This is a genomic window from Protofrankia sp. CiP1_Cm_nod2 (assembly GCF_920664355.1).
GTDB lineage: Bacteria > Actinomycetota > Actinomycetes > Frankiales > Frankiaceae > Protofrankia.
Genome location: NZ_CAKKTL010000099.1, coordinates 1 through 12,313 on the forward strand (window position 1 = coordinate 1; position 12,313 = coordinate 12,313).

The window sequence follows — 12,313 nt, forward strand, 5'->3', positions numbered from 1 at the left end:
GCACCGCGCTGGGCCCGGCGCTGGCGGGCCCGGCGCTGGCGGGCCCGGCCGTGGCGCCGCCCGTGGCCGTGGCCGCGGCGCGGTCCGTGGTGGCGGAGGTGGCCGTGTCACCGGACGAGGCGAGGCTCTGCCAGCTGGACAGGTAGGCCTCCGCCGCGGCCCTCGCCGCCCTGTCCTGGGCGCGGCTGTCGCTACGGATCTTCCACAGGTACCCGGCGCCGGACGCGGCGAGCAGCACGATGACGACGGCGAGGGCGATGAGCAGACGGGCGCGGCCACGGCCCCGTCGTGACGTCGACGCGGTGAACCCGCCGGGAGTCAGAGGCACCTTGGCGTGCTCCTCCCCCGTTGACGACCCCAGCGGCGGCCCCGCTGATGACGGACCGGGCTCCGCCGTCATCGACGGCCGGGCTCCGGGCGTGGCACCAGCTTACGAAGGCCCAACCGGGACCCGCCTGTCGACGCGCCGTGAGCACAACGCGGGCCGTAGGTGAAAAACGTTGCTACCACACGGTTTTTCACCTACGGCCCGCGCGTCCGTAGGTGAAAAACGGCGTGATAGTGACGTTTTCCACCTACGCTTTCCGCTGGTTACTCGCCGAGGCGCTCCAGGAGGAGTTTGCGGACGGTGCCCGGGTCCGCCTGGCCCTTCATGGCCTTCATGACCGCGCCGACCAGCGGGCCGACCGCGTTCAGCTTGCCGCCGCGCACCTTGTCGGCGATGGCCGGCTGGGCGGCGATGACCTTCTCGACCGCGTCGGCGAGCGCGCCGTCGTCGGAGACGAGCTTGAGGCCACGGCCGGCCACCACCTCGTCCGGTGTCCCCTCACCGGCGAGGACGCCGGTGATGACCGTGCGGGCGAGGGCGTCGGTCAGCTCGCCGTCGGCGATCATCTCCGCGATGCGGGCGACGTCGAACGGCTCGATCGCGAGGCCGGTCGGGGGCACGCCGGCGTCGGCGGCCCGGCGCGCGAGCTCGTTCAGCCACCACTTGCGGGCCGCCTCGGCCGTCGCCCCGGCCGCGATGGTCTCCTCGACCAGGTCGAGGACGCCGGCGTTGCGCATGTTCACGATGTCGGCGGGCGTGAACCCGTGGTCGGCTGCCAGGCGCGCCCGGCGCTGCGCCGGCAGCTCCGGGATGGTCGCCCGGACGGCGTCGACGTACTCGTGGGTCAGCGCCAGCGGGGTGAGGTCCGGCTCGGGGAAGTACCGGTAGTCGGTCGCCTCCTCCTTGGAGCGGCCGGCCGACGTCGTCCCGGAGGCCTCGTCGAAGTGCCGGGTCTCCTGGACGACCTTCAGGCCCGCGTCCAGCCGGGTGGCCTGCCGGACGATCTCGTGCCGGACCGCCCGCTCCACCGAGCGCAGCGAGTTGAGGTTCTTGGTCTCCGACCGGGTGCCGTAGGGCGCGGCGGGCTCGCCGGGGGCGGTGCGCGGCCGCAGCGACACGTTGGCGTCGCAGCGCAGCGAGCCCTGCTCCATCCGGACGTCGGAGACGGTCAGCGCCCGGCAGAGCTCACGCAGCTCGTCGACGTAGGCACGGGCGACCTCGGGCGAGCGGACGTCCGGCTCGGTGACGATCTCGACCAGCGGGATGCCGGCCCGGTTGTAGTCGACCAGCGAGTGGGTGGCCCCGTGGATGCGCCCGGTGGCCCCGCCGACGTGCAGGGACTTGCCGGTGTCCTCCTCCATGTGGACGCGGGTGATGCCGACCCGGTGGATCTTCCCGTCGGCCTCCACGTCGAGCCAGCCGTTCTCGCACAGCGGCTCGTCGTACTGGCTGATCTGGAAGTTCTTCGGCATGTCCGGATAGAAGTAGTTCTTGCGCGCGAAGCGGCACCATGGCGAGATCGAGCAGTTGAGCGCCAGGCCGATCATCACGGCGAACCGGACGGCGGCCTCGTTGACCACCGGCAGCGAGCCTGGCAGGCCCAGGCAGGTCGGGCACACCTGGGCGTTGGGCTCCGCACCGAACGCGGTGGAGCACCCGCAGAACATCTTCGAGGCGGTGCCGAGCTCGACATGCGTCTCCAGCCCGATCACCGGCTCGTAGCGGGCGACGGCGTCGTCGAAGGTGGGGATGGTGGCCGCCGTGCTGGCCGAGGGTGTCAACGCACGTGCTCCTGTTCAACCGCGTCCGTCTGTACCGAGGTGGAGCCGTGATCCGCGCCGGCGGGCCACGCCTGATCGGCGGGCTGGGCCTGGCCGGCGGGCCGCGCGTCGCCGGTGGGCTGCGTGCCGCCGGTGGGCTGCGTGCCGCCGGTGGCGGGGTCCGGCTGGCGGGGCCGGGTGTCACGCAGGTGGATCCGGGTGGCGAACACGGCCGCGCCGACGCCGAGGACACCCCACAGGATCAGGATGGGCGCCGGCGCGACGACACCGAGTACAAGGGCGGCGACAGTCAGCACCCAGGCTACCGCCAGCAGCACCCGGTCCTCACGTCTGCTACGTAGCGCAACCATCATAGGCCTCCCTCTCGCCATCGTAGTCGGCCGACACACGCGCGATCATGATTCTCTCCGGGCGAGCCCGGGATCTTGTCACGACACGCCCGGTGCGGGCATACCCGACGCGAGCCCGCCCGTCACGGCGCGGCCGGCCCTGGCATGCCCGCGCCGTGGCTTCCGTCACAGGACGTGCGTGCACCGGACGTCCGTGCCGGCGGTTCGGTCACAGGGGCGGGGCGTCGTCGAGAAAGGGACGGCCGCGCCTGGCCTCCAGCGCCGCCTCCAGCGCGCCGCCGACCCGGTACAGGCGGTCGTCGGCGAACGCCGGCGCCATGATCTGGAATCCGACGGGGAGCCCGTCGGCGAGACCGACCGGCAGGCTCATCGCCGGCCCGCCGGCCAGGTTCGACGGGATCGTGCACAGGTCGGACAGGTACATCGACACCGGGTCGTCGACCTTCTCCCCCAGCCGGAACGCGACGGTGGGCGTGGTGGGCGAGACCAGCACGTCGACCCGCTCGTAGGCGGCGGCGAAGTCCTGGCTGATCAGCGTCCGGACCTTCTGGGCCTGGCCGTAGTAGGCGTCGTAGTAGCCCGACGACAGCGCGTACGTCCCCAGGATGATCCGCCGCTTCACCTCGGGGCCGAAGCCGATGCCGCGGGTGCGGCTCATGACCTCCTCGGCGCTCGCCTCGCCGTCGTCGCCGACCCGCAGGCCGAACCGCATCGCGTCGAAACGGGCCAGGTTGGACGAGCACTCGCTCGGCGCGATCAGGTAGTAGGCGGGCAGCGCGTAGGTGAAGTGCGGGCAGCTGACCTCGACGACCTCGGCGCCGAGGCCGACGAGCACCTCGAGGGTGTCGGAGAAACGCGCGCGCACCCCGATGTCGTAGCCGTCCCCGGACAGCTCGCGGACCACCCCGATGCGCACCCCGCGCAGGTCACGGCTGGCGGCGGCGGCCACCACCGGCGGCGGCGCGAGCTCCACGCTGGTGGTGTCCAGCGGGTCGTGGCCGGCGATGGCGGCGTGCAGCAGCGCGGCGTCGGTCACCGTGCGGGCCAGCGGGCCGGCCTGGTCCAGGGAGCTGGAGAAGGCGACCAGGCCGTAGCGGCTCACCCCGCCGTAGGTCGGCTTGACCCCGACCAGCCCGCACACCGCCGCCGGCTGGCGGATCGAGCCGCCGGTGTCGGTACCGAGCGCGACCGGCGTCTCGAACGCGGCCACCGCCGCCGCGCTGCCCCCGCTGCTGCCGCCGGGGATGCGGTCGGTGTCCCACGGGTTGCGGGTCGGGCCGTAGGCGGAGTTCTCCGTGGACGACCCCATCGCGAACTCGTCCATGTTGACCTTGCCGATGATGATCACACCGGCCGCGCGCAGCTTCGCCACGACGGTCGCGTCGTACGGCGGGTACCAGCCCTCCAGGATGCGGCTGCCGCAGGTCGTGGGCATCCCCCGGGCGGTGAAGACGTCCTTGAGTGCGAGCGGGACACCCGCGAGCGGGCCGAGCGTCTCCCCCAGGGCCCGGCGCCGGTCGACGTCACGGGCCGCGGCGAGGGCGCCGTCGACGTCGACGTGCAGGAAGGCGTTGATCCGGTCGTCGACCTTCGCGATCCGGTCGAGCGCGGCCTGGGTCACCTCCAGCGCGCTGAGCTCACCCGCGGCGATCGCGGCGGCGGTTCGGGCGGCGGAGAAACGGATGACGTCGGTCACGGACAGGAACCCTCACTCGTCCATATCAAGGATGCGCGGCACCCGGAAGCGGCCGTCCTGCGTGGCGGGCGCGCCGGCGAGAGCGTCGGTGCGCGGCAGGGACTGACCGGTGATGTCGGCCCGGAACACGTTCGTCAGCGGGACGGCGTGCGTCGTCGGGGGGATGTCGCCGGCGGCCACCTCCGCGACCCGGGCGACCGCACCGATGATCACATCGAGCTGGGGGGCGAGCGTGTCGAGTTCCTCCTCCGACAGCGCCAGCCGCGACAGGCGGGCGAGGTGCGCGACCTCGTCCCTGGTAATCGCCATACCGGTTACGACCCTCTGACTTCCCGATGACCTTCCGATCACCTTGTGGCTTGCTGATCGCCGTGGCCTGCTGACCCGCGGGCACGCCGGCGGCGGACGGCCGCGGAACGGAAGCCGGCCTCAGACCGGCCCGCGTACGGCCTGGCCCGCGTACGGCGCTGTGGTCATCGTACGGTCCGGCCCGCCCGATCGGCCTGTGGCGTGCCGGCCAGCGACGACATCGTGTGCCCGGGCGAGGCCTAGCCGCCGCGATCCCGCCCGTACCGACAACATCGTGCGGAGCGACAGAGCCCGTGACCTGCCAGAACCGGCGCCATCCGGTATGAGTTTCCGGATTCGCCCTGGTCACGCCCGCGACGTGGGTACCGCCGGTTGATGGCGTCGGATCCGGCCGTCTTCCACCACCTTGGGAGAAACCGCGCCGCATGTCTGACACGCCCTCCCCCCGGAGCATGCCTGTTGCCCGCTAGCATCGCAGACATGCCTGCGGGTAGTGCCCACCACAGGATCGCCTGGAGATGATGATCACTGCGGTTTCAGAACTGTCCAGTGCCCGTGGAGGTACCTTCTGCAATGCTTGACCGCGACGAGATCGACGCGCTGTTCCCAACTGATCTGCCCGGTCCGGAGCACTGGGAGGAGCGGTACCCGCCGAGGAACCTGCCGTCGGGCGCAATGGTCACCCGTTTCTGCCCGAGTCCGACGGGTTTCGCCCATCTCGGTGGCATCTATGTGGCGATCCTGGACAAGGACCTCGCACGGCAGTCCGGCGGTTCCTACTTCATCCGGATCGAGGACACCGATCAGGCTCGAACCGTGGAGGGCGCGACCGCCCGGTTCGACGTGGCCTTCGGCTACTTCGGCGTCAGTTCGGACGAGTCCGATCCGACCGGCGCCCACGGCCCCTACACCCAGTCGGACCGGGCGCTGATCTACCTGACCTACGTGCGCGAGTTCCTCCGTACAGGCAAGGCATACCCGTGCTTCGCCACGAAGGAGGAACTGGCCGCGTCCGCCGAGGAGCAGCGCGCGGAGAAAGTCCCTACCGGCTACTACGGCCGCTGGGCGACCTGGCGCGATGCCACCGACGAACAGGTGCGCGAACGACTGGCCGCCGGCCAGCCTTACGTCATACGGTTCCGATCGCCGGGCGCGCCGGGCAGGATCGCCTTCACCGACCTGATACGCGGTCGCCTGGAGGCGGACGCGAACCGTAACGACGTCGTCATCCTGAAAAATTCCGACAGCCCGCTGCGACTGCCCACATACCATTTCGCGCACGTCGTGGACGACCACCTGATGCGGGTCACGCACGTGATTCGGGGCGACGAGTGGCTGCCCTCGGTCCCGGTGCACCTGCAGCTGTTCGACGCGGCAGGTTTCGAGCACATTCCATACGCGCACATCGCGCCACTACTGAAAGCGGACGGTTCAGGAAAACGGAAACTGTCCAAGCGCAAGGACCCTGAAGCGTCCGTCGAGTTCTACATCAAAGCGGGCTACCCGGCGCCAAGTGTGCTCTACTACCTTCGCGGGCTGATCAACGGGCGGTTGGCGGAGATGCCGCTGGCCGAGGCGCTGACCGCCCCGCTGCGCCTGGCCGAGTGCGGCGTGTCCGGCGCGCTGGTGGATCTGGTGAAGCTGGAGGACATCGCGGCGGACTACGTCGCGACTCTGCCAAGCCGGGATGTCCTGGACGAGGTGCTGACGTGGGCGGATACCCACGACACCGAACTGGCGCAGGCTGTCCGCGCCGAGCAGGACCTCGCCGTGCGGGCGCTGGACATCGAGCGGACGGGGGTGGACAACCCGCGCAAGGACCTGCGCAAGTGGTCGGACTTCCGGCCGATCTACGGCTACTTCTTCACCGCGCTGTTCGAGCCGGTGACCGATCCCGCGGACAGCCGGTTCGGCGGCCTCGCGCCCGATGTGGTGCGGCGGCTGTGCGCGGACCTGCTGCGTGTCTACCAGGACCTGTCCGACTCGGACGGCTGGTTCGACCAGATCCGTGTGACGGCCAAGGACAACGGCTTCGCGGCAAGCGTCAAGGAGTACAAGAACGACCCCGGCTCCTACGTCGGGTCGATCCGGGAAGCGTCCCAGGTGGTCCGCGTGCTGCTCACCGGCTCCACCCGCAGCCCCGCTCTCCACCTGGTCGCGGCTGCGCTGGGCGAGACCGAGGTACGGCGGCGGATCGGCGCCGTTCTCGGCCCCGCCTGAATCGGCCACCCGCACAGGCTATGATCGCCGCGATTTTGTTGTTGTGTACGCTTTTTGGCCGCGTCAGCGTACACAACGACAAACTCGCGCCGATCTTCTCCGGTGGCCGACGTCCATCGACGCGTGCCACCGTCCGCGGGGATACGTAGGGTTACCTGACCGGCGCGCTAGAAGTGATCTTCGCGTGAGGTAACATAACGTGAGCGATAGCGCCATCCGCCACCAGCTATGACAGCCCGAAAACGCACTGATGACCAGCACCGATACCTGCACGTGACGTTGTTGTCACCAATCAAGCATGCACGGAATGTATTCTTGACTACATGTCGTATCTGCTGCGCCTCGTCCTGCCGGACCGGCCCGGCGCCCTGGGCGCCGTCGCCACCGCCCTCGGGCAGGCCGGTATCGACATCGTCAGCCTGAGCGTGGTCGAGCGCGGCGCGCGCGGTGCCGTGGACGACGTCGTCGTCGAACTGCCCCCGAACGGGCTGGCCGACACCGTGCTGACCGCGGCCTGCTCCGTGCCCGGGGTGAGCGTGGAGTCCCTGCGCCCGTACCCGGCCGGCGGCGTGGGGATCCGGCACGACCTGGACCTTGTCGAGGCGCTGACCGCCCGGCCCGACGACGCGCTCGCCGTCCTCACCGGGTTCGTCGGCGCGGTATTCCACGCCGACTGGGCGGTGCTGCTCGAACGGGTCGCGCCCGGCGACATCCGGGTCGTCGAGTCCTCCGTCGGCGCCCCCGACCTCGGTGGTGACGAGCTGACCAGCCCGAAGAAGGTGCGCCCCGAACTGCTGTCGCTGCCCCTGGACCGCGCGCGTGGCTTCGACGCGGACAGCGGCTGGTTCCCGCCGCGCTGGAGCGCGCTCGGCATGGAACTCGCGGTGGCCCCGGTGGGCACTCCCCCGGAGGGCGGCTGTGAGGTGGCGGTGCTCGTCGGACGGCCCGGTGGCCCGCGCTTCCGCGCCTCCGAGGTCCAGCGGCTGGCCCATCTCGCCGGCATAGCCGCCACGATCGTGCGCAACCGCCACACCTCACCGGCCCCCACCTGACACCGGCACCCACCCAGGGGGACCGGCACCCACCTGGCACCTGGCTCATCCCGCCGCCCCGGCCGCCAGCCCCCGAAACGCCGGCCGGACAGCCGCACACCCCGTTCCGATCAAGACAATGAGTGTGGAAACGGCTGCTACAGCGACCGTTTCCACACTCATTCTCCGAAGAGCCCTCGTTTGGCGGAGAAGGCGTGGAGGCGCCCGCCAACGGAGGCGGCCGGTGGCTAGCCGTCGGCCGGTTCCGTTGGGTCAACCGGTTCCGGTGGGTCGGTCGCCGCCGGTGGGTCGGTCGGTTCTGACGGGTCGTCCGGTTCCGGTGGGAGCGCGAGCGGGGCCGCGGCCTGCGGGCCCTGTTCCAGCAGGACGGCGAAGCCGGTCTCGTCGAGGATCGGCAGCTTCCAGGCGCGGGCCTTGTCGTACTTGCTCGCCCCCGGGTCGGCGCCGACCACCACGAAGGCCGTCTTCCTGCTCACCGAGGCGGTGACCTTGCCGCCGCGGGCCTGGACGGCCTCGGTGGCGGAGTCCCGGCTCCAGCCCGCCAGCGTCCCGGTGATCACGACGGTGACGCCGGTGAGCGGGCCGGGCCCGTCGTCCGCGCCGGCGTCGGCGAGCCGCGCCCCACCGGAACGGATCCGTTCCAGGATGTCCCGGTGGCGCGGATCGGCGAACCAGTCCACCACGGAGGCGGCGATGGTCTGGCCCACGCCGTCGACGGCGGCCAGCGTCTCGGTGGGCGCGGCGGCGATGGCGTCCACCGAACGCATCTCACGGGCCAGCGCCCGGGCCGCGCTCGGGCCCACGTGCCGGATGGACAGCCCGACCAGCAGCCGCCACAGCGGCTGCCGCCGGGCCGCGTCCACCCCGCGCAGGATCTGGTCGATCTTCTTCTTGGCGAAGCCGCGCAGCTCGGCGAACGACTCGGCGGTGAGGTGGAAGACGTCGCCGACGTCGCTCACCCGGCCGGCCGCCAGCAGGGCGGACGCCGTCTCGTAGCCGAAGCCGTCGATGTCCAGGGCGCCGCGGGAGGCGAAGTGGAACAGCGACTCGCGCAGCTGCGCCGGGCACGAGACGGTGTTCGGGCAGCGGACGTCGGCCTCGCCCTCGGGACGCACCAGCCCGGTGCCGCACTCCGGGCAGTGGGTGGGCATCACGAAGGCGCGCTCGGAGCCGTCCCGCAGGTCCACGACCGGGCCGACGATCTCCGGGATCACGTCGCCGGCCTTGCGCAGGACGACGGTGTCGCCGATCAGCACACCCTTGCGTTCCACCTGGTCGGCGTTGTGCAGGGTGGCCAGGGCGACGGTGGAGCCGGCGACCCTGACCGGCTCCAGGCGGCCGAACGGGGTGACCCGCCCGGTGCGGCCCACGTTGACCTCGATGCCGAGCAGCCTGGTGGTGACCTCCTCGGGCGGGTACTTGTAGGCCACCGCCCAGCGCGGGGACTTCGACGTGGCGCCGAGGCGGCGTTGCAGGCCGAAGGCGTCGACCTTCACCACCACGCCGTCGATCTCGTGCTCGACGTCGTGGCGGTGCTCCCCCCACCGGCGGACGAACGCCTCGACCTCGGCGACACTCGCCAGCACCTCGTGGTGCGTGGAGACGGGCAGGCCGAGCTCGGCCATCCGCTGGTACGCCTCGCACTGGGAGGTGACGTCGAAGCCGCGGTGGGCGCCGAGCCCATGCATGATCATGGACAGTGGGCGGGTGGCGGTGACCCGCGGGTCCTTCTGCCGCAGGGAGCCGGCGGCGGCGTTGCGCGGGTTGGCGAACGGTTTGTCGCCGGCGGCGACCAGCGTGGCGTTGAGCTCGGCGAAGGCCGCCGTCGGGAAGAAGACCTCGCCGCGGACCTCCAGCAGCCCGGGCACGCTCCCGCCGCGCAGCCGGCCCGGCACCGCCGCGAGGGTCCGGATGTTCGGGGTGACGTCCTCCCCGGTCCGCCCGTCGCCGCGGGTGGCCGCGCGCACCAGGTAGCCGTCCTCGTAGACCAGGTCGACCGCGAGACCGTCGATCTTCAGCTCGCACAGCCAGGCGTCCACCTCGGCCTCCCGGGTGACGCGGGCGGCCCACGCCTCGAACTCCACCTCCGTGAAGACGTTGTCCAGCGAGAGCAGCCGCTCCAGATGCTCCACCGGGGTGAACAGGGTCGAGATGGCGCCGGCGACCTTCTGGGTAGGTGAGTCCGGCGTGCGCAGCCCCGGGCAACGGGTCTCGATCTCCGTCAGCTCGGCCATGAGCCGGTCGTACTCGGCGTCGGAGACGGTCGGGGAGTCCAGAACGTAGTACCGGAAGGCGTGTTCGCCCAACTCCCGGGCCAGCTCCGCCGCCCGCGCCCGCGTCCGCGCCGGGATCTCGTCGACCGCGACGCCCGGCGCCGACAGCTCGGCGTCGCCGCCGGCGGGGAGCTCACCGTCGGGCCGGGGCTCGGGCCCGCTCCCCGGCGTCACGCTCCGGGAAGCGTCCGGGGAGCCGCCCGCGTCCGGGGGAGCATCCACCGTTGCCTCGGCCGCCGGCGCGCCGGCCACGCCCGGGGGGGCCTCCGGACTCGAGATGTCGAGCGGGCTCATACCGAGCCGTCCGCCAGCGCCCGGCCCGCCTTGCGGCAGCGCCGCAGCGCCGCCCTGGCATAGGCGGGTGTCGCACCCGCGAGACCACAGGTGGGAGTCACCACGACCACCTCCCGAAGCTGCTCCGGGGCGAACCCCAGCCGCCGCCACATCGACCGGACGGGCTCGACAGTACGACGGGCGTCCGACAGGTCCGACACGTCCGACAGGTCCGCGCCCCGCGCCGGCACCACCCCGAGCATCAGCGCGACCCCGGCCTCGACCGCCTCGCCGACGGCGTCGTCGTCGGCGGGCGTCAGCAGGGTCGCGTCCACGCTGGCGAAGGCGGCCTTCGCCTGCCGCAGCAGTCCCAGCGGCGGCGCGGACGCGCAGCAGTGCACCCCGGTGGGCACCCCGGTGGCGGCCAGCAGCGTCCGCAGCCGGTCGACGACGACGCCCTCCTCCACCGCGGGGAGCACCCCGAAACCGCTGGGTGTGCGGACCTCACCGGCGAGCACCGCCGGCAGGCAGGGCTCGTCGACCTGCACGATCAGGCGGACGCCGGGCACGGCCAGGGCGATGCCGGCGAGGTGGGCGGCGAGTCCCTGGGCCAGGGCCTCGGCGATGTCCCGGCTGGCGCCGGCGTCCTTGAGGGCCTTGTGCCCGCGGGGCAGCTCGACGGTGGCGGCGAGCGTCCACGGGCCGGCGACGGCGACCTTCAGCGGCCCGGTGTAGCCGGCGGCGACCTCACCCAGCGCGTCGAGATCGCGGGCGAGCAGGTCCCGGGTGCGGCGCAGGTCCATTCCGGGACGCGGTACCAGCCGCCACCCGGACGGTTGCAGGTCGACCGGCATGTCCGCGAGCAGACCCGCCGAACGGCCGATCATGTCGGCGCCGGGGCCGCGGGCCGGCAGCTCGGGCAGGTGCGGCAGGTCGGGCAGCTCGTCGAAGACCAGCCGGCACGCCTCGACCGGGTCGGTCCCCGGCAGCGACCCGACGCCGGTCGCCGCCCCCGGCTCCCACAGGCGGCCGGCGGCGGGCGCCGTCGCGGGCACAGCGGCGGGCGCGCCGGGGGGCACGGCGGTGGATGCGTCGGCGGGTGCGATGTCAGGCATGGTGGTGAATGGTGTCACGGGCTCATCACCGTCATCGGAATCGCCGTCCGTGGGAAACAGGTGTCAAAGCAGGTGCCGAAGCAGGTGCCGAAGCAGGTGCCAAGGAGCAGGTGCCAAGGAGCGGGCAGAGGAGCGGGGAAAGGCCGGCCGGGGCCCCGCGGTACCCGCGCCCCGCGGTACCCGGGCCTCCCGTCAGCGCCCGAGCCGGAGGACATGGCCGCCGCCGAGGACACGGTCTCCGTCGTAGAGGACGACGGCCTGGCCGGGGGCGGTGCCGCGCAGCGGCTCGTCCAGGGCCACGCGCAGCTCGTCGCCGACGCCCTCGGCGGTGGCGGGCACCGCCTGCCCGTGCGCCCGGACCTGCGCCGCGCAGACCACCGGCCCCTCGTACGGCCAGACCGCCCGGTCGGCCACCAGGTGGGAGACGTCGAGCGCCTCGGCCGGGCCGACCGTCACCGTCCGGGTCACCGGGGAGACGTCCAGGACGTAGCGGGGCCTGCCGTCGGGCGCGGGCCGGCCCAGGCGCAGGCCGCGGCGCTGGCCGATCGTGAACGCGAAGGCCCCCTCGTGCTCCCCCAGTGTCTCGCCGGTGGCGGCGTCCACCACCGGCCCGGGCTGGGAGCCGAGCCGGTCGCGCAGCCAGCGGCCGGTGTCGCCGTCGGCGATGAAGCAGATGTCGTGGCTGTCGGGCTTGTCCGCGACCGCGAGGCCACGGCGGGCCGCCTCGGCGCGGACCTCGGTCTTCGTCGTGTCCCCCAGCGGGAAGATCGCGTGGGCGAGCTGGTCGGGGCGCAGCGTCCCCAGCACGTAGGACTGGTCCTTGCCCGGGTCGACCGAGCGGCGCAGCACCGCCCCGGAAAGCCGCGCGTGATGGCCGGTGACCACCGCGTCGAAGCCCAGGGCCAGCGCCCGCTCC

Annotated in this window: 9 protein-coding genes and 1 pseudogene; 2 read left to right on the forward strand and 8 right to left on the reverse strand. The window is 72.5% G+C overall.

Annotation, left to right across the window (positions count from 1 at the left end; genetic code table 11):
* From NBW84_RS12790 to gatC, 5 genes and pseudogenes are all read right to left on the reverse strand, one after another.
* Positions 1 to 328: pseudogene (locus NBW84_RS12790) on the reverse strand (penicillin-binding transpeptidase domain-containing protein); the annotation flags it as partial.
* Between the two features lie 263 nt (positions 329 to 591).
* Positions 592 to 2,079 carry an Asp-tRNA(Asn)/Glu-tRNA(Gln) amidotransferase subunit GatB gene (gene gatB / locus NBW84_RS12795; RefSeq protein ID WP_445548527.1) on the reverse strand — a complete coding sequence of 496 codons (1,488 nt, stop codon included), beginning with the start codon at positions 2,077 to 2,079 and terminating at the stop codon, positions 592 to 594.
* Positions 2,080 to 2,105: 26 nt separating this feature from the next.
* On the reverse strand, positions 2,106 to 2,462 hold the full coding sequence (locus tag NBW84_RS12800) for a hypothetical protein (RefSeq protein ID WP_250284848.1): 357 nt from the start codon (positions 2,460 to 2,462) through the stop codon (positions 2,106 to 2,108).
* Positions 2,463 to 2,667: 205 nt separating this feature from the next.
* Positions 2,668 to 4,155: an Asp-tRNA(Asn)/Glu-tRNA(Gln) amidotransferase subunit GatA gene (gene gatA, locus NBW84_RS12805; RefSeq protein WP_250284851.1), complete on the reverse strand. Its 1,488-nt coding sequence runs from the start codon at positions 4,153 to 4,155 to the stop codon at positions 2,668 to 2,670.
* Positions 4,156 to 4,167: 12 nt separating this feature from the next.
* The gene (gene gatC / locus NBW84_RS12810) at positions 4,168 to 4,464 is read right to left on the reverse strand and encodes an Asp-tRNA(Asn)/Glu-tRNA(Gln) amidotransferase subunit GatC (protein WP_250284852.1); all 297 of its coding nucleotides are present in this window, start codon (positions 4,462 to 4,464) and stop codon (positions 4,168 to 4,170) included.
* Between the two features lie 573 nt (positions 4,465 to 5,037).
* Between gatC and NBW84_RS12815 the strand changes: the two genes are divergently transcribed.
* Both NBW84_RS12815 and NBW84_RS12820 read left to right on the forward strand, forming a co-directional pair.
* Positions 5,038 to 6,684, forward strand: coding sequence for a glutamate--tRNA ligase family protein (locus NBW84_RS12815; protein ID WP_250284853.1), 1,647 nt, complete (start codon positions 5,038 to 5,040; stop codon positions 6,682 to 6,684).
* Positions 6,685 to 7,007: 323 nt separating this feature from the next.
* A complete protein-coding gene (locus NBW84_RS12820) occupies positions 7,008 to 7,736 on the forward strand; it encodes an ACT domain-containing protein (protein ID WP_250284855.1) in 729 nt (242 codons plus the stop codon).
* Between the two features lie 227 nt (positions 7,737 to 7,963).
* Here NBW84_RS12820 and ligA read toward each other — a convergent pair whose 3' ends face one another.
* From ligA to NBW84_RS12835, 3 genes are all read right to left on the reverse strand, one after another.
* On the reverse strand, positions 7,964 to 10,303 hold the full coding sequence (gene ligA, locus NBW84_RS12825) for an NAD-dependent DNA ligase LigA (protein ID WP_250284857.1): 2,340 nt from the start codon (positions 10,301 to 10,303) through the stop codon (positions 7,964 to 7,966).
* Positions 10,300 to 11,337, reverse strand: a complete 1,038-nt coding sequence (locus NBW84_RS12830; RefSeq protein WP_250284868.1) for a methionine synthase — start codon at positions 11,335 to 11,337, stop codon at positions 10,300 to 10,302. The genes ligA and NBW84_RS12830 overlap by 4 nt, the downstream gene beginning before the upstream one ends.
* Positions 11,338 to 11,589: 252 nt before the next feature.
* Positions 11,590 to 12,313, reverse strand: a 724-nt coding sequence (locus NBW84_RS12835) for a tRNA methyl transferase PRC-barrel domain-containing protein (protein WP_250284858.1), incomplete at its 5' end; no start/stop codon positions are given.

Coding starts and splice junctions, on each gene's coding strand:
- NBW84_RS12800 (WP_250284848.1), bottom strand. CDS start 2,462: ATGATGGTTGCGCTACGTAGCAGACGTGAGGACCGGGTGCTGCTGGCG.
- gatC (WP_250284852.1), bottom strand. CDS start 4,464: ATGGCGATTACCAGGGACGAGGTCGCGCACCTCGCCCGCCTGTCGCGG.
- NBW84_RS12815 (WP_250284853.1), top strand. CDS start 5,038: ATGCTTGACCGCGACGAGATCGACGCGCTGTTCCCAACTGATCTGCCC.
- NBW84_RS12820 (WP_250284855.1), top strand. CDS start 7,008: ATGTCGTATCTGCTGCGCCTCGTCCTGCCGGACCGGCCCGGCGCCCTG.
- ligA (WP_250284857.1), bottom strand. CDS start 10,303: ATGAGCCCGCTCGACATCTCGAGTCCGGAGGCCCCCCCGGGCGTGGCC.